The sequence below is a fragment of the Streptomyces sp. NPDC005761 genome (genome assembly GCF_040630635.1).
Classification (GTDB): Bacteria; Actinomycetota; Actinomycetes; order Streptomycetales; family Streptomycetaceae; genus Streptomyces.
In genome coordinates, this window is the sequence record NZ_JBEXXX010000002.1 from 158,837 (window position 1) to 177,899 (window position 19,063).

Sequence of the window (19,063 nt, forward strand, 5' to 3'; positions counted from 1 at the left end):
TAGGCCCAGTGGTCCGCGTGTTCAGGTCGGGATGCGTCTTCCCCGCAGAACGTCAGTCATGCAGCGGGAGCTGGACGACCAGTAGCTTTCCGGCCATGGTCACTCCGCCGTCCATGGCGATGGCGAGCCCGTCCGCGTACACGTGCGGACCGTCCACCCTCGGCCCCGACCTGTCCTCGCCGTCCTCGGAGCCGACCTCGCCGAGGAGGTAGGGAATGGGGCTGTGACCATGGACGACGCGTCGGCCGCCGTAGGCCGCCATGAGTTCCTGTACGGCCTGCGGACCCGATTCGTCGCGGAAGGCGAACCGCTTGGTCAGCTTGCGGAAGAGGTCCCAGCATTCATCGGCGTCGTTCCGCGTGAGAATGGCGTGCACCGTGTCGTTGACGTCCTCGATGGTGGAGCCGTAGTCGAGGTACGCCGTCGTGTCCGAGTGCATCAGGAGGTGCTCGTCCTCCTCGACGACGGCGTCGAGCCGGGACATCCACTGGAGGTGGACGTCCTGGAGCCGCTCCATGTCCGTCTTCTGGCCGCCGTTGAGCAGCCAGGCGGCCTGGAAGGTGGCGGTCCCGGCGCCGGAGTTGACGGGGGTGTCGCCGAACCGCTTGGCGCCGATGAGCAGCAGTTCGTGGTTGCCCATCAGGGCCTTGCAGTAGCCGCCGGCGGCCGCGGCCTCGGCGGAGAGCCGCATCACGAGGTCGATGACGCCGATTCCGTCGGGTCCCCGGTCGGTGAAGTCGCCGAGGAACCAGAGTCGCGCGTTGCCCGCGGACCAGTTGCCCTCGGAGTCGATGAGGTTCTGTTCGGTGAGGGCCGCGATGAGCTCGTCCAGATAGCCGTGGACGTCACCGACGACGTACAGCGGGCCCAGCCCCGACTCCTGTGCAGGCCGCGGTTCGGGCACGGGCCGCACCTGGACGGTGTCCTCGCGGCTGATCACGGGGAGGTCGCGCTCGGTCGGGGTGTACCCCTCCGGCGGCTCGCCCCCCGGGAAGCCGTTGCCCGGATGGGGTGGGGCGGGCGGCGCAGGGGACTGCGCATAGGGCGGTACGCGGAAGTCGCGCAACGTCGCCGTCCGCACCACGGGTTCCTGACCGGCCCCCTGTGTCATCGACCCCTCCACCACCGTCGCGCCGCCGTACACCTGACGGGCCCTGCTGGTCGGGGTGGTCCGCGGTGTCGTGCGCCCATCATAGGAATGAGGATCGTGCTCTGTGACGCACCAGGGGTGGTGAATCCGCGCGCACGCCAGGTTCGTCGGTCGATTGGTCCCAATTGGCCTGATCAGTCCCCTGCGGGGGAGCGCGGCGCGCTGACCGTGGTGCGTGGCGGACGGCGTTGCGAGGAGGTCCGGACGATGAGTTCCGTCGGTATGACCTGTTCCACCGGTCCGTCCTGGTCGACGCCTTCGATGGCGTCGATGAGCAGCTGGACGACGGCAGTGCCGATGCGGCGAGGTTTGAGCGAGAGCGTCGTGATGGGCGGCTCGGTCGTCGCGTACACCGTGGACTCGCTGCAGCAGACCAGCAGCAGGTCCTCCGGGACGCGCAGGCCGTACCGGCGGGCGGCCGCCAGCAGATCGGTGCCGTTGGGGTCGAAGAGGCCGTAGACGGCGTCCGGGCGGTCCGGGCGGGCCAGCAGGCGGTCGGCTGCCACCGCACCCGCGCACGGGTCGTGGGCGGGGTAGGACTCGTACACGGGATCCTGGCCGACGCGCTCGCACCAGTGGAGGTAAGCGGTGGTCGAGAGCCGCGTGTACGTGTCCGTGGTGGTGCCGGTGAGCAGCCCGATGCGGCGGGCCCCGGCGGCCGCGAGGTGGTCGAGGAGGTCGAGGACGGCGGCCCGGTGGTCGTTGTCCACCCAGGCGGTGACCGGAAGGGTTCCGGCCGGCCGTCCGTCCGATACGACGGGCAGCCCTTGGCGTACGAGTTCGGTGACGACCGGATCCTGGTCGGAGGGGTCGATGACGACGGTGCCGTCGAGCGCGACGTTCGACCAGACGTCGTGGCGTGAGGTGGCGGGGAGGATGACGAGGGCGTAACCGCGGGCCAGCGCGGCGGAGGTCGCGGCTCTGGCCATCTCGGCGAAGTACGCGAATTCGGTGAAGGTGAAAGGTTCGTCCCCGTAGGTCGTCACGGTCAGGCCGATGAGGCCCGACTTGCCGGTACGGAGCGTTCGGGCCGCGGCGGAGGGGCGGTAGCCCAGCCGCTCGGCGACCTCGCGGACATGGCGGCGGGTGGCGTCCGGGAGCCTGCCCTTGCCGTTGAGCGCGTCGGAGACGGTCGTGATGGAGACCCCGGCGGCGGCGGCCACGTCCCGGATTCCTGCTCGTCCCTGTCGGCCGCCGCGCCGGGGGGTCTCCGTCCGGCTCACCTGGTGCTTCCCTGCTGCTGTCATGGCGAGCCGATAGTAGGGCTCGGGCGGGCACTTGGCCTGGTCGCATATGCGCACGTTGACAGGCACGTTTCTGCATGGTCATCGGCCATCAATCGCCTTGCTAATAAAGGGTGTTACGGGGGCAAGCCGTCATGTGTCATGCGTCGGGCCGGATGGGCCTGCTGAAAGGTGGATGTCTCGAAGAGGTCTCAACTCACCTCTTCGGGGGACGCGCGCCACGGAGTGAGCCACCGGCGTGCGCCACAGTGGGGAGCGCTCCCCCTCATTCCGGGGCTCACCCGGCGAATCCGCGGCCTGCCATTCGCAGCGGCGCTCAATCCTCATAAGGTGAGCAGTATTGATGTGTACGGACGGTCGAGGAGGACCTGCGGTGAGCGAGACGAGCCCCAAGCTGCGCCCCGAACTGGATGGCGTCCCCGCCTATGTGCCGGGCAAGCCGGCCGCGGCGGGCGGACCGGTCGCGTTCAAGTTGTCCTCCAACGAGAATCCGTATCCGCCGCTGCCGGGGGTGATGGAGTCCGCGCTGGCCGCGGCCGCGAACTTCAACCGGTACCCGGACATGGCCTGCACCGCTCTGATGAACGAGCTGTCCGACCGCTTCGGTGTGCCGCTTTCCCATCTGGCCACCGGCACGGGTTCGGTCGGCGTGGCCCAGCAGCTGCTGCAGGCCACCTCGGGCCCGGGTGACGAGGTCATCTACGCCTGGCGTTCCTTCGAGGCGTACCCGATCATCACCCAGGTCAGCGGTGCGACGTCGGTGAAGGTGCCGCTGACCGACGGCGAGGTGCACGATCTGGACGCGATGGCGGACGCGATCACCGACCGGACCCGGATGATCTTCGTCTGCAACCCGAACAACCCGACAGGCACCGTGGTGCGCCGGGCGGAGCTGGAGCGGTTCCTGGACCGGGTGCCGGGTGATGTGCTCGTGGTGCTCGACGAGGCGTACAAGGAGTTCATCCGCGACGCCGAGGTTCCCGACGGCATCGAGATCTACCGGGACCGGCCCAATGTGGCTGTGCTGCGGACGTTCTCCAAGGCCTACGGACTGGCCGGACTGCGGGTCGGCTTCGCGGTGGCCCATGAGCCGGTGGCAGCCGCACTGCGCAAGACGGCCGTGCCCTTCGGCGTCAGCCAGCTCGCCCAGGACGCGGCGGTGGCCTCGCTGCGGGCCGAGGACGAACTCCTGGGGCGGGTGGGCTCCTTGGTGTGCGAGCGACAGCGGGTGTCGGAGACCCTGGTGCGGCAGGGCTGGACGGTGCCCGAGTCCCAGGCGAACTTCGTCTGGCTGCGGCTGGGGGACCGTACCGCCGACTTCGCCGCGGTCTGCGAGAAGGCCGGCGTGGTGGTCAGGCCGTTCGCGGGTGAGGGTGTGCGGGTCTCCATCGGCGAGGACGAGGCCAATGACCTGTTCCTGAAGGTGACGGAGTCGTACCGCAAGGAGCTGTAGCGCCGGCACCCTTCGTCCGGCCGGGCCCCGTATCTCGTACGCGAGGTGCGGGGCCGTTTCCGTAGGTGGCCTCGGGAGGTCGCGGACGCCAGGCCGGGAGATGTCTGCTTCGAGGGGAATGATCGCTACGTCCGGGGAGGGGGCCCCGGTCGTATCTTCCGAAAGCCTGTGCGCCATAATAGCTTGTGAATGTGAACGCGTTCACAAGCGCGTCCGGATTCCTCCCGAGTTCAGTCGGATTTTATGGACAAACTGCCGATGAAACGGCGGCGACGTAAGGAGAAGGCGACGTGGAGCTGGCTCTGGCGCCGGAGACCCTGGCGCGATGGCAGTTCGGAACGACCACCGTCTACCACTTCCTCTTCGTTCCCCTGACGATCTCTCTCGCCGCGCTCACCGCGGGCCTGCAGACCGCCTGGGTGCGGACCAACAAGGAGAAGTACCTCAGGGCCACCAAGTTCTGGGGCAAGCTCTTCCTGATCAACATCGCCATGGGTGTCGTCACCGGCATCGTTCAGGAGTTCCAGTTCGGCATGAACTGGTCCGACTACTCGCGGTTCGTCGGTGACGTCTTCGGCGCCCCGCTCGCCTTCGAGGCGCTGATCGCGTTCTTCTTCGAGTCCACGTTCATCGGCCTGTGGATCTTCGGCTGGGACAAGCTGCCCAAGAAGATCCATCTCGCCTGCATCTGGATGGTCTCGATCGGCACCATCCTCTCCGCGTACTTCATCCTGGCCGCCAACTCCTGGATGCAGCACCCGGTCGGCTACCGCATCAACAAGGAACGCGGGCGCGCCGAGCTCACCGACTTCTGGCATGTGCTCACGCAGAACACCGCACTCGCCCAGTTCTTCCACACCATCACGGCGGCCTTCCTGGTCGGCGGCGCGTTCATGGTCGGCATCGCTGCCTTCCACCTGGCGCGCAAGAAGCACATCCCGGTGATGCGGACCTCGCTGCGGCTGGGGCTGATCACCATCGTGATCTCGGGTCTTCTCACCGCCGTCAGCGGTGACCAGCTCGGCAAGGTGATGTTCAAGCAGCAGCCGATGAAGATGGCGGCGGCCGAGGCGCTGTGGGACGGGCAGAACTCCGCGCCCTTCTCGATCTTCGCGTACGGCGATGTCAGCAAGGGGCACAACTCGGTCGAGATCTCGGTCCCCGGGGTCCTGTCCTTCCTCGCCGACGACGACTTCAACTCGTACGTTCCCGGCATCAACGACATCAACAAGGCCGAGCAGGAGCGGTTCGGGCCCGGCGACTACCGACCGAACATTCCCGTCGCCTTCTGGAGCTTCCGGTGGATGATCGGCTTCGGTATGGCGTCCTTCGGACTCGGGATCCTCGGCCTGTGGCTGACCCGTAAGAAGTTCATGCTGCCGCCGGGGATGCGCACCGGTGAGGACGAGGTACCGCATCTGGTCCTGTTCAAGAACAAGGCGCTCAGCCCGAAGCTCGCCAGGTGCTACTGGATCGTCGCGCTGTGGACCCTGCTCTTCCCGCTGATCGCCAACTCCTGGGGCTGGATCTTCACCGAGATGGGCCGCCAGCCCTGGGTCGTCTACGGCGTCCTGCAGACCCGTGACGCGGTCTCCCCCGGCGTCTCGCAGGGCGAGGTGCTCACCTCGATGATCGTGTTCACGGTGCTCTACGCGGTGCTCGCCGTCATCGAGGTCAAGCTGCTCGTCAAGTACATCAAGGCCGGACCGCCGGATCTCACCGACGCCGACCTCAACCCGCCCACCAGGATCGGCGGCGACCACGACGACGCCGACCGGCCCATGGCCTTCTCCTACTGAGAACACAGGGAGCCGAGAGATGGAACTCCACGACGTCTGGTTCGTGCTCATCGCCGTTCTCTGGACCGGCTACTTCTTCCTGGAGGGATTCGATTTCGGGATCGGTGTCCTGACCAAGCTGCTGGCACGGGACCGGAAGGAACGGCGGGTCCTGATCAACACGATCGGACCCGTCTGGGACGGCAACGAGGTGTGGCTGCTCAGCGCCGGCGGAGCGACCTTCGCCGCGTTTCCCGAGTGGTACGCCACGCTGTTCTCCGGCTTCTACCTGCCACTGCTCATCATCCTGCTCTGCCTGATCGTGCGGGGTGTGGCCTTCGAGTACCGGGCCAAGCGACCTGAGGAGAAGTGGCAGACCAACTGGGAGCACGCGATCTTCTGGACCTCGCTGATCCCGGCTCTGCTCTGGGGCGTCGCCTTCGGGAACATCGTCCGTGGCGTGAAGATCGACGCGGACATGGAGTACGTGGGCAATGTCTGGGACCTGCTCAATCCGTACGCGATCCTCGGCGGACTGGTCACGCTCTTCCTCTTCACCTTCCACGGAGCGGTGTTCGCCGGGCTCAAGACGGTCGGGGAGATCCGGGCCCGGGCGCGCAAGCTGGCGCTGAAGCTCGGAGCGGTCACCGCGGTGCTCGCTCTCGGGTTCCTGATCTGGACCCAGGCCGACAACGGGGACGGCTGGAGCCTGATCGCGATGCTCGTAGCCGTGGTGGCCCTGGTCGCGGCGATCGGAGCCATTGCGGCCGGGCGCGAGGGCTGGTCCTTCGCCTTCTCCGGGGTGACCATCACGGCCGTGGTTGCCATGTTGTTCCTGACGCTCTTCCCGAACGTCATGCCGTCCTCACTGAACGATGCCTGGAGCCTCACGGTCACCAACGCCTCGTCCAGTCCGTACACGCTGAAGATCATGACCTGGTGTGCGGGGATCGCCACCCCTGTCGTCCTGCTCTACCAGGGCTGGACGTACTGGGTGTTCCGTAAGCGGATCGGCACGCAGCACATCGCCGACGCGCACTGAACGCAGTGAGTGCCTTGACCGAGTCGAGCCCCATGGGGTGTTTCACGTGAAACCGATCGATCCGCGCCTGCTCCGCCACGCCCGTGCCACCCGCCTGTTCCTGGCAGCGGTGGTGGTACTGGGAGTGGCCGGAGCGGCGCTGGTCATCGCCCAGGCCATGCTCGTGGCCGAGGTGGTGGTGGGCGGCTTCGAGGAGGGGCTCACCGGCGCGGACCTGCGCACTCCGCTCCTTCTGCTCGCCGCGGTCGCACTTGGCCGGGCCCTGGTCTCCTGGCTCACCGAACTGGCCGCCTACCGGGCCGGTGCGGCCGTCAAGTCCGAACTGCGCGGGCGCCTTCTCGCCAGGGCGGCAGAACTGGGACCTGACTGGCTGAGCGGGCAGCGCACCGGCTCACTGGTGGCTCTCGCCACGAGGGGTATCGACGCGCTCGACGACTACTTCGCGCGCTACCTTCCGCAGCTCGGACTCGCGGTGGTGGTGCCGGTCGCCGTGCTGGCCAGGGTCGTCACCGAGGACTGGATCTCGGCCGCGATCATTGTCGTCACGCTGCCCCTCATCCCGCTCTTCATGATCCTGATCGGCTGGGCCACCCAGTCGAGGATGGACCGGCAGTGGCGACTGCTCTCCCGGCTCTCGGGACACTTCCTCGACGTGGTCGCAGGCCTGCCGACGCTGAAGGTCTTCGGCCGGGCCAAGGCCCAGGCCGAGTCCATTCGCACCATCACCTCGCAGTACCGGCAAGCCACCCTCAAAACCCTGCGGATCGCGTTTCTGTCGTCCTTCGCCCTGGAGCTCCTGGCGACGCTGTCGGTGGCGCTCGTCGCCGTCACCATCGGCATGCGACTCGTGCACGGCGAGCTCGACCTCTACACCGGTCTGGTGGTGCTGGTCCTCGCGCCCGAGGCCTACCTGCCGATCCGGCAGGTGGGTGCGCAGTACCACTCGGCCGCCGAGGGGCTCTCGGCAGCCGAGGAGATCTTCGCCGTCCTGGAGACCGAGCCGCGCGCGGGCGGCACACAGGACGTCCCCGGCTCGCTGGGGCTGGAGCTGGACGAGGTGACCGTCCGGCACGCCGGTCGCGCCGAACCCTCGCTCACACGGGCCACGCTGGCGGTGAACGAGGGGGAGACCGTCGCGCTGGTCGGCCCGAGCGGTGTCGGCAAGTCCACCCTGCTGAACGTGGTGCTGGGCTTCGTGGAGCCCGACGAGGGCCGGGTGCGAGTCGGCGGGGCTGATCTGGCGACCCTCTCCCCCGAGCGCTGGCGTGAGCGGATCGCCTGGGTGCCGCAGCGCCCGCACCTCTTCGCGGGAACGATCGCGGAGAACGTCCGGCTGGCCAGGCCGGGGGCGGACGACAACGCGGTGACAGCCGCGCTGCGCGACGCCGGTGCGTACGATTTCGTGGCCCGACTTCCGGACGGTGCGCGCACGCTCCTCGGAGAGGACGGCGCGGGACTCTCCGCCGGACAGCGCCAGCGGCTCGCACTCGCCCGTGCGTTCCTCGCCGACCGGCCGGTGCTGCTGCTCGACGAGCCGACAGCGAGCCTGGACGGGGAGACGGAAGCGGGCATCGTCGAAGCGGTACGGAGGCTGGCGGTGGGCCGGACCGTGCTGCTGGTCGTCCACCGGCCGGCGCTGCTGTCGGTGGCGGACCGGGTGGTGACGCTGACGCCGGTCGGAGCGGCCGAGCAGGTGCCGGCCGCGGAGGCGGAGCGGGTGGTCGCGCAGACGGCCGAGGTGGCGCCGGAGCGGGGGGATGTCGGGAGACCGGCCGTGGCGACCGGCCCGCCGAGTGGACCCGGTGCGCCGAGGGAGACGACGGCGTGGACCGGGCGTGTGCTCGCCCGGGTGAGGGAGGCCGCCGGCGCACAGCGCGGCCGGCTGCTGCTGGCGCTGCTGCTGGGAAGCCTCGCACTGGGCTCGGCCGTCGGCCTCATGGCTGTTTCCGGCTGGTTGATCTCCCGCGCCTCCGAGCAGCCCCCGGTGCTCTATCTGATGGTCGCGGTGACGGCGACCCGGGCGTTCGGGATCGGGCGGGCGGTCTTCCGCTACGCCGAGCGCCTCGTCTCGCACGACGCCGTGCTCCGGTTGCTCGCGGAGCTGCGCGTCGGCGTGTACCGGAGCCTGGAACGCATCGCACCCACGGGGCTGCGCCGTACCCGGCGGGGGGACCTGCTCTCCCGGCTGGTCGCCGATGTGGACACCCTTCAGGACTACTGGCTGCGCTGGCTGCTGCCCGCCGGGACCGCGGTCGTCGTAGGCGCGGGGGCCGCCGGATTCACCGCTTGGCTGCTGCCCGAGGCGGGCCTCGTGCTGGCCGTCGGACTGCTGCTGGCCGGGGTCGGAGTCCCGCTCGTCAGTGGAGCCTGCGCCCGGCACGCGGAGCGCCGCCTGGCGCCCGCTCGGGCCGAGCTGGCCACCCGAATCACCGACCTGCTCGGTGGGACCGCCGAGCTGACCGTCGCCGGCGCGCTGCCGGCACGCCTGGCCCGGACCCGGGAGGCTGACGGAGTGCTGACCCGGATCGCAGCCCGAGCGGCGACCGCCACCGCGCTCGGAGGTGGTCTGGGTGCCTTGATCACCGGTCTCACCGTGGTCGCCGCCGCCCTCGTCGCCCTCCCCGCGGTGGCCGACGGGCGGCTGGCCGGGGTGGAACTCGCCGTGGTCGTCCTCACCCCGCTGGCCGCCTTCGAAGCGGTGGCCGGTCTGCCGCTCGCCGTGCAGTACCGGCAGCGGGCCGGGCGGAGTGCGGAGCGGGTGTTCGAGGTGCTGGACGCGCCGGTGCCGGTGCAGGAGCCCGCCGTCCCGGCCGAGGCCCCCGCGTCGCCCTTTCCGCTGGAGGTACGGGGCCTGTCCGCCCGTTACCCGGGAGCCGGGCACGATGCGCTGGATTCCGTCGACCTCACCTTGGACGCGGGCCGGCGCATCGCGGTCGTGGGCCCGTCCGGTTCCGGGAAGTCCACCCTGGCCCAGGTCCTGCTGCGCTTCCTGGACGCACGGACGGGGACGTACCGGATCGGCGGCGTGGACGCGTCCGCGCTGGACGGGGACACGGTCCGGCGGTTCGTCGGCCTCTGCGCTCAGGACGCCCACATCTTCGACAGTTCCATCCGGGAGAACCTGCGGCTGGCCCGTACCGGTGCGACGGACGGGGAACTGCGCGACGCCCTCGGCCGGGCCCGGCTGATCGACTGGGTGCAGGCGCTGCCGGAGGGGCTGGACACGCTCGTCGGTGAGCACGGCGCACAGCTCTCCGGCGGTCAGCGCCAGCGGCTCGCTCTTGCCCGGGCGCTGCTCGCGGACTTCCCCGTACTGGTCCTGGACGAGCCGGCTGAGCACCTCGACCTGCCGACGGCCGATGCGCTGACCGCAGACCTGCTGGCGGCAACCCGCGGGCGTACCACCGTACTGATCACCCACCGTCTCGAAGGGCTGGACGCCGTCGATGAGGTGGTGGTGCTGGAGGCGGGCGCCGTCGTACAGCGCGGCCCGTACGAGGTGCTCGCGGCGGTGGACGGGCCGCTGAGGCGGATGCTGAAGCGCGAACGGGAGACCACGGCCGATGCCGACGAACGGACGGGTGCGCATGCCTGAGGGCCCGTGCCGTCCCCGGAGCTCGACTTTCCCCCTCAAAAGGTACTAACTACGCTCTGGGTATGTCAGAGCAGGACCCGAACCATCCGGAGCAGGCGGAAGAGCCGACGCCCCAGGCCCACCCGGATCAACCGCTGAAGCCGCCGGACCCGCTCGATACCGCGACGGAGGCGACCCGCAGCCTGCGCGGCCTGTCCACGGAACTCACCGCCCGCGTTCCACGGCTGCTGGAAGCGATGCGATCGGTGGGCACAGGGCTCGAACTCCACTCCACGCTCGACCGCATCTGTGAGACGGCTGCCGAGCTGGCGCACGCCCGCTATGCGGCCATCGGCGTGGTGGACGAGGACGGCAAAGGGCTCTCCGACTTCGTCACGTACGGAGTCTCCGAGGACGTGGAGCGCAGGATCGGGCGCCGGCCGGACGGGCACAGAGGGCTGCTGGGCGCCCTCATCCACGACCCGCGGCCCCTGCGGCTGGCCGACCTGACGTCCGACCCGAGGTTCGCGGGCTTCCCGGCTGGGCATCCCCCGATGCGCACGTTCCTCGGCGTCCCGATCCGCGTCCAGGGCGAGATCTTCGGCAATCTCTACCTGGCGGAGAAGGCCGACGGCGGCGAGTTCAACGACTACGACCTGCACATGGTCCGTGTGCTGGCGACCGAGGCCGGCATCGCCATCGGCAATGCGCGGCTGTACGAGGCGGCCAGGCAGCGCGAGCGCTGGATCGACGGTTCGGTGGCGGTCACCACCGCCCTGCTCTCCGGCGGGGACGCCGACGACGCGCTCTCCGTCGTCGCCGAACAGGCCCGCCATCTCGCCGGCTCCGCGGCAGGCATCGTGCTGTTGCCGGCAGAGGACGGGGGTCTGGAGATCGTCGCCGTCTCCGCGGACGACCCGTCCGCCTCGCTCGGGGTGATCATTCCGGCGCACAGTTCCGTCGTGACACGGCTGCTGCACGGTGAGGCGGTCTTCATCGACGACTCGGCCACCGACTCCCGCATGATCACCAGGCTCGCGGACCGCTTCGGCCCGAGCATGATGCTCCCGCTGCACAGCGGGGGCCGGGTGCTCGGCGCGCTCGCCACACCGCGTGCCAAAGGCGGCCGGCCGTTCACGGAGACCGAGCGGACCCTCGCCACCCAGTTCGCCTCGCAGGCGGCCCTGGCGCTCATGATGGCCGAGGCACAGCGCGACCGGGAGCGCCTCGCGGTCTACGAGGACCGTGACCGCATCGCCCGCGACCTGCACGACCTGGTCATCCAGCGGTTGTTCGCCACCGGGATGATGCTGGAGAGCGCACAGCGCCGTTCGGACGTGCCGGAGGTGCAGACCGGGGTGGGCAGGGCGGTCGACGAACTCGACGTGACCATTCAGGAAATCCGTACCGCGATCTTCGCGCTGCAGCAGGAGCCGGCCGAGGCGCCCTCCGGACTGCGCACCCGTGTACTGCGCGAGATCAACATGGCGGCGGTTCCGCTGGGCTTCAAACCGTCCCACCGCTTCCTCGGCCCCGTCGACTCCCTGGTCGGCGAGCTCACCGGGAAGAACCTGATCGCGGCGCTCCGGGAGGCGCTGTCCAATGCCTTCCGGCACGCCGACGCGGATCGGATCGATGTGGTCGTCGACACGACCGTCACACTGCCCGACGGGCGGGACGCGGTGCGGCTCACGGTCGCCGACGACGGGGTGGGTATCCCGGAGGGCGGCCGGCGCAGCGGGCTGCGGAACCTGGCCCGCCGGGCGGAATCACTCGGCGGGGCCAGTTGGTTCGGGCCCGGAATCGGGGAGGACGGCGCCGGTACGACGGTGGTGTGGCAGGCGCCGCTCTGACCGCAGGGCCCGGTCGGGGAGCGGGCGGGGAGCCGTTACTCGGCGCTTCACGCGGAGGCGGAGGCGGTGCGGTCCTCTCAGCGCTTCACGCCAGGCGGCTCGTCCCCTCAGCGCTCCACCCCCGGGCGGTGCGTCCCCTCAGAGATCCACGCGGAGGCGGGCTCGTTCGGCGATGATCCGCTCGATGACGACCGCGACACCGTCCTCGTTGTTGGTGGCCGTGCGGCCCGAGGCGGCTGCCAGGGCGGCCGGGTGCGCGTTGCCCATCGCGTAGGACGTACCCGCCCAGCTCAGCATCTCCACGTCGTTCGGCATGTCGCCGAAGGCGACGACCTCGGCGGCGGAGATGCCGCGCTCGGCACAGCACAGCTCCAGCGTGCTGGCCTTGGACACACCGGGCCCGCTGACCTCCAGGAGCGCCGTCGGGCTGGACCGGGTGAAGGACGCCCGGTCGCCCGCTGCCCCGCGCGCCAGGGCGAGGAAGTCGTCCGGGGCCATTTGGCCGTGGTGGGCCAGGAGCTTGAGCACCGGGGCCCCTGTCCCCGGCACCTCTTCGTGCAGCAGCTTCTCGGCGACGGCCACCGTCGCGCCCGGGTCGAGATGGAAGGGCGGGTAGGCCGGTTCGTAGTGGATGCCTGTGGCCAGCTCGACGGCGAACGAGGTGCCGGGGGCGGCAGCGCGGAGCGTGTGCACGACGTCGAGTGCGGTCGGCCGCTCAAGGGCCCGTACCTTCAGCAGCCTGCCGCCGGCGTGCAGGTCGGCGACGGCGGCTCCGTTGGCGCAGATCGCCAGGCCGTGGCCGTGCACGTGATCGCTGACGACATCCATCCAACGGGCGGGTCGGCCGGTGACGAAGAAGACCTCGATCCCGGCCTCCTCGGCAGCGGCGAGAGCTGCCACCGTGCGGTCCGAGACGGTCTTGTCGTCGCGCAGCAGGGTGCCGTCCAGATCGGTGGCGATCAGCCGGGGAGCGGCAGGAACGGGCTGTTCGGTAGCTGAGGTCACCGGTCCATTCTCGCGTACGAGGGTGCACGGGCGTGCGCAGGGGCGCACATTTGAGTGCGTACGCCCCTGAGCAGGGGAACATTCCTCTGGCATATGTCGGGGGTTTTCCCGGGCTGTGTTCTCTACGAGGCCGCTCCACGGGACGCGCCGACAGGCTGCCCCGCCGCCCGGCTCAGGGGTTCCGGCGCCCCGTCAGGTCTCACGGCGGAGAAGGCGGGGCCCCCGGTGGCCACCGTAAACTCTGGAGCCATGACCACCCCTCTGCGCCTCAGCACTGTCATCCTGCCCGTACGCCGCTGGCACGAGGGCGGACGCTCGCAGTGGGAGCGCGCCGAGGAACTCGGCCTGCACGCTGCGTACACCTACGACCACCTGGCATGGCGCGCCTTCCGCGACCGGCCGTGGTTCGGCGCCCTCCCCACCCTGACGGCGGCCGCCTGCGCCACCTCGCGCCTGAGGCTGGGGACGCTCGTGACCTCGCCGAACTTCCGGCACCCGGTCACCCTGGCCAAGGAGCTCATTTCGCTCGACGACATCTCGGGCGGCCGCGTCACGCTGGGCATCGGGGCAGGTGGCAACGGCTTCGACGCGACGACCCTCCTGCCGCGTGGCGAGCAGCCCTGGACCCCGCGCGAGCGGGCGGACCGGTTCGGCGAGTTCGTTCCGATGCTGGACGGACTGCTCCGTGAGCCGGCCGGCCTGACGGTCGAGGGTGAGTTCTACACGGCCGACGAGGCCAGAAACGTTCCGGGTTGCGCGCAGCTGCCGCGGCTGCCGTTCGCCGTCGCCGCGACGGGGCCGCGCGGGCTCAGGCTTGCCGCGCAGTACGGACAGGCGTGGGTGACCACGGGGGATCCGAAACTGTACGAGGCGGGCAGTGCGGCGGAGTCGCTCGACGCCGTCCGTGGCCAGGTTGCCAGGCTGGGCAAGGCTTGTGCCGCGAGCGACAGGGACGTGGACGAGCTCGACAAGATCCTGCTCACCGGCTTCACGCCGGAGTTCAACCCGGATTCCGTCGGGGGCCGCGGCGGGCCCTTCTCATCCGTGGACGCGTTCGTGGACTTCGCGGGCAGGTACGCGGAGCTCGGCTTCACCGAGATCGTGATCCACGCACCGGTGCCCGAGGGCAGCCCCGAGTTCTCCGCTGCGGTGGCAGACGAGAAGCTGTTCGAGCAGATCGCGACGCAGGCGCTTTCGCAGCTCGGGGGCTAAGGGCCGTCCCGCAATTCCTGGCGGGCGCACGACGACAGCTACGGCACCTCGCCGCGTTGTCGAAACGCCCGAATACATCCAGTATGCGGGCGCCTCTCCGCCTTGCGATGCACCGCATCTGACGCCGCGCGCTGATCCACCAGGAATTGCGGGACAGCCCTTAGCGGCCGGCACCTGCGCAGCGCCCGGAAGGGGCGGGGGCGCGGGTGACCGCGTCAGCCGGGCAGGCACAGGAAGTTGGGGGGTACGGCGGCGGTGAGCCAGACCCCGTTGGCGCTGACGTGGAAGACGTGTCCCTCCCGGTGCATGGCACCCGCGTCCACCGTCAGGACGACTGGACGGCCGCGGCGGGCGCCGACGCGGGTCGCCGTCTCGCGGTCGGGCGAGAGGTGCACGTGAGTGCGGTTCATCGGACGCAGTCCTTCGCCGCGGATCGCGTCCAGGGACCGGCCGACGGTGCCGTGATAGAGGTACGCGGGCGGGTCGGCGGGCGGCAGGCCCAGGTCCACCTCGACGGAGTGCCCCTGGCTCGCCCGGATCCGGTCGCCCTCGATGGCGAAGCGCTGCTTGTCGTTGGAGGCGACGACGAGGTCCAGTTCGGCGCGGGTGAGCGGGAAATGGTGGCGGGCTACGGCCCGCAGTAGTTCGTCGATTGCCACCCAGCCATTGGCGTCCAGCGTGAGGCCGATCCGTTCGGGCTGATGCCGGAGGTGTTTCGAGAGGTATTTGGACACCTTGACGGCGCGTCTTTCATCCATCCGGACAGCCTGCCCGTGGCGCCCTGTCCGGCGCATCCGAAATTCCGACTCCTGCGTTCACTCGGAATTTTTTCCCTACAGGTTTGATCCACAGCCAACTCAAGTTATCCACAGGCTATTTGGCGATCCTGTGGACAAGCCCTTTGTGAATCAGCCCATTTGGTCAACTATTGTTCCTTTGGGGCTAGATGGGGCCAGTGCATCCAATGCCCTTGTTTGCACCTCCCGTTCGGTGGCGGCCGCAATGAACGATGCGGTGTCCTTGCGCCCAACCAGGCTCTCCACAGCACTGATGGTCCGGGCCGGTAGCGCGACCGGCACCGGTGGAGGCTCGACGAGCCGGGGTGTGAAAGGACCCTCGGCCGAGAGGTGCTGTTCCAGATGACGGGTCGCGAACGTCCGCATCGCGCGGGCGAGTTCGGCGTCCACCGTCTGCTGGGCCAGGGGGCGGAGCCGGCGAACCATCGAGGCCGCCTCGGCCGCATCCGCATCGGTCGGTGGACGGTGGCCCAGATACCGGGCGAAGACGTGCTCCGTCGTGAACTCCAGGAAACGGGAGGCTATCTGCTCGACCTGACTGCGAAGCTCCCGCAGATGACCGGAGATTGCGCTCAGCGGAACCCCGGCCCCGTACAACTCCACTGCCACTGTCAGCTCCTGTGGGCTCGGGACAAGAAACTCGTCGTCCCGTCCCGGGATCCGTTCGAGCACCCCGAGCTCCAAAGCCTCGGCAACTGCCTCGTCGTCGGGGCGTCCGCCGAACTTGGCCTCCAGTTCCGCGCGGGTGAGGCGATCGGACCGCTCGTCCGTCCACGGCCCGTGCACCTCGGCGACGAGCCCCAGCACACCGCCCAGACCGCGTCCTGTGTCCCAGGCCTCCAGCAACTCCTTGATGCTGGCCAGGGTGTAGCCCCGGTCCAGCAGGTCCGCGATCTGCCGGAGCCGGGCGAGATGGGTGTCCCGGTAGACGTTGGCCCGGCCGCGCCGCTCCGGGGTCGGCAGCAGCCCGCGGTCCTGATAGGCGCGGATGGTGCGCACCGTGGCGCCGCTGGCGTGAGCCAGGTCCTCGATGCGGTACTCGGCGGATGTCCGGCCGGCCGCCGACGGCCCGTCGGCGCTCACAGCGGCGGCTTCAGCCGGGCGAGCCCGCGCAGCGCACCCGGGCTGAGCCGGGCCAGGAACCGGGCGGCATGGGACTCGGGTGTCACCGGAACGACGGCCTGGTTGCGCACGACCGCCCTGAGGATCGCGTCGGCGACCTTCTCCGGCGGATAGTTGCGCATCCCGTACAGCTTGCTCGTCCGCTTCTGCAGCCGCTCCTCCTCCGCCGGGTCCGCCCCGGCGAAGCGCGTGGTCGCGGTGATGTTCGTGTTGACGATGCCGGGGCAGATCGCACTGACCCCGATCGACTTCTCGGCCAGCTCGGCGCGCAGGCATTCGCTGAGCATCAGCACGGCCGCCTTTGACGTGCTGTACGCGGGCAGCGCACGTGACGGCTGATACGCGGCCGCCGAGGCCGTGTTGACGATGTGGCCACCCTGTCCGCGGTCGGCCATCTGCTTGCCGAAGAGCCGGCAGCCATGGATGACGCCCCACAGATTGACGTCCAGAACGCGTTTCCACTCCTCGGCGGTCGTCTGCAGGAACGAACCGGAGATCCCGATACCCGCGTTGTTGACGAGCACATCGACGATGCCGTACTCGGCGGCGACCTTCGCGGCCAGCTTCTCCATGGCCTGCTCGTCGCCGACGTCGACCGCTTCGGCCCAGGCGGCCGGGGCACCGATCAACCGGGCCAGCTCGGCGGTCCGGCTTGCCCCTTCCGCGTCGAGGTCCACGGCCACGACTCGTGCGCCGGCCTCGGCGAACGCGAAGGCCGTGGCCCGACCGATCCCGCCGGCCGCACCCGTCACCAGGACGAGCTGCCCGCCGAACCGGGCCGCGTACGCCCCCTTCGGTGCGGTCTCCCGCACGGGTTCACCGCTTTGCAGAGCCGCCTCGTTGGCTGCGACGAACTCGCCGATCCAGGAAGCCAACTGGTCCGGCCTGGTCCGCGGGACCCAGTGCTTGGCGGGCAGCGAGCGTCGCGTCAACTGCGGGACCCAGGCGTCGAGTCCGTCGTAGAGCTGCTCCGAGAGGAATATGTCGCCGGTCGGAGTGATCAGCTGGACCGGGACGTGCGCGAACGCGTCGGCGCGCGGTCTGCGCAGCCGGGAGCGGACGTTGTCCCGGTAGAGCCAGGCCCCGTGGGCCGCATCGTCGGGCAGGGAGGGTGTCGGGTAGTCGCCCGGCGGCACCTTCTCCAGCCGCTCCAGGATGCGGGGCCACCGTTTTCCGAGCGGCCCCCTCCAGGCGAGCTCCGGCAGCACCGGAGTGTGCAGCATGTACACGTACCAGGACTTGGCGCCCTGCCCCAGCAACTGGCCCACCCGGCGTGGGGTGGGCCGGGACATCCGCTGCTTGATCCAGTGCCCGAAGTGGTCCAGCGAAGGACCGGACATCGAGGTGAAGGAGGCGATACGTCCCTCGGTGCGGCTGACCGTGGCGAATTCCCAGGCCTGCACGGAACCCCAGTCGTGCCCGACCACGTGCACCGGCCGGTCCGGGCTCACCGCGTCGACGACGGCCAGGAAGTCGTCGGTCAGCTTCTCCAGCGTGAACCCGCCGCGCAGCGGCACCGGAGCCGTCGACCTGCCGTGTCCGCGTACGTCGTACAGAACGACGTGCCACTGTTCGGCAAGTTGCCGGGCGACCTGCGTCCAGACCTCCTTGCTGTCCGGATAACCGTGCACCAGCACGATCGTGGGCAGCGCCGTGTCACCCAGTTCGACGACACACAGGTCGATCCCGCCCGTGGTCACGCGGCGCTCGCGTGCTCCCGGCAGATTTCGCAGACTCACGCCGCCACCCTCTCCTCGGCCCAGCGCCGCACATGCGGCAGGTCATCGTCCAGCCAGAAGGCGCTCTGCTCGGGATCCCGCGAGTCGGTGACGACCAGAATCTCCTCGAACTTCGCACCCGTGCCCCGGAATCCCAGGTGTGGCTCGACCGCCCACAGACCCGGTTGCGGGGGATGGTCCGAGAAGCGGTACGGACTCCAGAGCGGCGACCAGCCGTCCCTGTGCCCGTGCACCACATCGCTCAGCAGCCCTTTGAGCGACTGCGTCCCGAACCCGAACACCTGCGGTGACCAACGCCGTTCGGCGACTCGGCCGACCTTGTGGGCGACGACCCCGAACGGGTAGGCGCGGTGCCGGTTCGCGTAACCCTGCCTGATCATCAGGCAGTCGACGTGCTCGTAGATCTCTCGCAGCGGCCGTCGCTCGCGCACCTCGCGCAGGATCAGCGCTCGGTGCGCCTCCAGGTCGGTGAGCAGCCGGTCATGCAGCGGGTTGGGGCCCAGGGAGCCTGAGTATCCGATGTCCGCCGTGAACCCCTTGTACACCGGGGCCATGTCGAGGATGAAAGGCATCCCCGGCTCCAGCCGCCGACCGGTCGGGAAGAACTGCAGCGGCACCTTGAACCCGGTGAACGCCGTGCGGTCCCCGAACCAGGCGAACGGGAGGTGGAACCAGTCGCGCACCCCTCGTTCACACAGCCAGTCGCGCTGCATCCGGGCAGCCTCGCGCTCCGTCACTCCCGGTTCGAGACGAGCGGCGACGGCTTCCGCGCAGGCGTACGCCAGTCGCTGCACTTCCCTGAACCCCTGGAGCTGCGGGTCCCGTTCGTCCTTGACGCGCGAGGCCATGCCACCGTCCGTTCCCTGCCGTGTGCGGTACGTGCCCGTAACGTGACACTGATGAATGTGACAATGTCCGGCGGCTACGTCAAGGGGTGTGCCGCGCCTGTGGACAAGTCCGCGGGCGGCCGGTCCGGATGTCGTTCCGTGAGGTGGTCCTCCTTCATGGGGTCCCCCTACGGGCCCGTACATCTGGAGGCTGACGGGAATCCAGCCGTCAGGTCTGACGACCGATGTGGTCTGCGCCACTACCGT

13 protein-coding genes are annotated in these 19,063 nt (G+C 69.7%); 6 read left to right on the forward strand and 7 right to left on the reverse strand.

What is annotated here, in order from left to right; translation table 11 throughout:
• Positions 1–52: 52 nt before the first annotated feature.
• Positions 53–1,111: a metallophosphoesterase gene (locus ABZ434_RS02870; protein ID WP_359131628.1), complete on the reverse strand. Its 1,059-nt coding sequence runs from the start codon at positions 1,109–1,111 to the stop codon at positions 53–55.
• A gap of 173 nt (positions 1,112–1,284) precedes the next feature.
• Positions 1,285–2,397, reverse strand: coding sequence for a LacI family DNA-binding transcriptional regulator (locus ABZ434_RS02875; protein ID WP_219567042.1), 1,113 nt, complete (start codon positions 2,395–2,397; stop codon positions 1,285–1,287).
• 370 nt (positions 2,398–2,767) lie between these two features.
• On the opposite strand from ABZ434_RS02875, the gene hisC reads away from it, so the two are divergent.
• From hisC to ABZ434_RS02900, 5 genes are all read left to right on the forward strand, one after another.
• Positions 2,768–3,847: a histidinol-phosphate transaminase gene (gene hisC / locus ABZ434_RS02880; protein WP_359131629.1), complete on the forward strand. Its 1,080-nt coding sequence runs from the start codon at positions 2,768–2,770 to the stop codon at positions 3,845–3,847.
• Between the two features lie 290 nt (positions 3,848–4,137).
• A complete protein-coding gene (locus tag ABZ434_RS02885) occupies positions 4,138–5,646 on the forward strand; it encodes a cytochrome ubiquinol oxidase subunit I (RefSeq protein ID WP_359131630.1) in 1,509 nt (502 codons plus the stop codon).
• A gap of 19 nt (positions 5,647–5,665) precedes the next feature.
• Positions 5,666–6,667, forward strand: a complete 1,002-nt coding sequence (gene cydB, locus ABZ434_RS02890; RefSeq protein WP_359131631.1) for a cytochrome d ubiquinol oxidase subunit II — start codon at positions 5,666–5,668, stop codon at positions 6,665–6,667.
• A gap of 46 nt (positions 6,668–6,713) precedes the next feature.
• Entirely contained in the window at positions 6,714–10,262 is a 3,549-nt protein-coding gene (cydD, locus tag ABZ434_RS02895; protein ID WP_359131634.1) for a thiol reductant ABC exporter subunit CydD, read from the forward strand.
• A 62-nt stretch (positions 10,263–10,324) separates the two neighbouring features.
• Positions 10,325–12,094 (forward strand): GAF domain-containing protein, encoded by a 1,770-nt coding sequence (locus tag ABZ434_RS02900; RefSeq protein ID WP_359131635.1) that lies wholly within the window; start codon positions 10,325–10,327, stop codon positions 12,092–12,094.
• Positions 12,095–12,232: 138 nt separating this feature from the next.
• Here ABZ434_RS02900 and ABZ434_RS02905 read toward each other — a convergent pair whose 3' ends face one another.
• A complete protein-coding gene (locus ABZ434_RS02905; RefSeq protein ID WP_359131638.1) occupies positions 12,233–13,099 on the reverse strand; it encodes an HAD hydrolase family protein in 867 nt (288 codons plus the stop codon).
• Positions 13,100–13,348: 249 nt separating this feature from the next.
• Between ABZ434_RS02905 and ABZ434_RS02910 the strand changes: the two genes are divergently transcribed.
• A complete protein-coding gene (locus tag ABZ434_RS02910; RefSeq protein WP_359131639.1) occupies positions 13,349–14,311 on the forward strand; it encodes an LLM class flavin-dependent oxidoreductase in 963 nt (320 codons plus the stop codon).
• Positions 14,312–14,526: 215 nt separating this feature from the next.
• Here ABZ434_RS02910 and ABZ434_RS02915 read toward each other — a convergent pair whose 3' ends face one another.
• The 4 genes from ABZ434_RS02915 to ABZ434_RS02930 form a co-directional block, all read right to left on the reverse strand.
• Positions 14,527–15,069, reverse strand: coding sequence for an RNA 2'-phosphotransferase (locus tag ABZ434_RS02915; RefSeq protein ID WP_359131640.1), 543 nt, complete (start codon positions 15,067–15,069; stop codon positions 14,527–14,529).
• A 150-nt stretch (positions 15,070–15,219) separates the two neighbouring features.
• Positions 15,220–16,191 carry a MerR family transcriptional regulator gene (locus ABZ434_RS02920; RefSeq protein ID WP_359131641.1) on the reverse strand — a complete coding sequence of 324 codons (972 nt, stop codon included), beginning with the start codon at positions 16,189–16,191 and terminating at the stop codon, positions 15,220–15,222.
• Positions 16,188–17,969 carry an SDR family oxidoreductase gene (locus ABZ434_RS02925; RefSeq protein WP_359131644.1) on the reverse strand — a complete coding sequence of 594 codons (1,782 nt, stop codon included), beginning with the start codon at positions 17,967–17,969 and terminating at the stop codon, positions 16,188–16,190. Before ABZ434_RS02925 ends, ABZ434_RS02920 begins: the two co-directional genes overlap by 4 nt.
• A complete protein-coding gene (locus tag ABZ434_RS02930) occupies positions 17,966–18,817 on the reverse strand; it encodes a M24 family metallopeptidase (protein WP_359131645.1) in 852 nt (283 codons plus the stop codon). Before ABZ434_RS02930 ends, ABZ434_RS02925 begins: the two co-directional genes overlap by 4 nt.
• Positions 18,818–19,063: the final 246 nt, after the last annotated feature.

Bases quoted from the DNA above. Each gene is read 5' to 3' on its own strand.
- ABZ434_RS02870 (WP_359131628.1), bottom strand. From the start codon at position 1,111: ATGACACAGGGGGCCGGTCAGGAACCCGTGGTGCGGACGGCGACGTTG.
- ABZ434_RS02875 (WP_219567042.1), bottom strand. From the start codon at position 2,397: ATGACAGCAGCAGGGAAGCACCAGGTGAGCCGGACGGAGACCCCCCGG.
- cydB (WP_359131631.1), top strand. From the start codon at position 5,666: ATGGAACTCCACGACGTCTGGTTCGTGCTCATCGCCGTTCTCTGGACC.
- ABZ434_RS02900 (WP_359131635.1), top strand. From the start codon at position 10,325: ATGTCAGAGCAGGACCCGAACCATCCGGAGCAGGCGGAAGAGCCGACG.
- ABZ434_RS02910 (WP_359131639.1), top strand. From the start codon at position 13,349: ATGACCACCCCTCTGCGCCTCAGCACTGTCATCCTGCCCGTACGCCGC.
- ABZ434_RS02915 (WP_359131640.1), bottom strand. From the start codon at position 15,069: ATGGATGAAAGACGCGCCGTCAAGGTGTCCAAATACCTCTCGAAACAC.
- ABZ434_RS02930 (WP_359131645.1), bottom strand. From the start codon at position 18,817: ATGGCCTCGCGCGTCAAGGACGAACGGGACCCGCAGCTCCAGGGGTTC.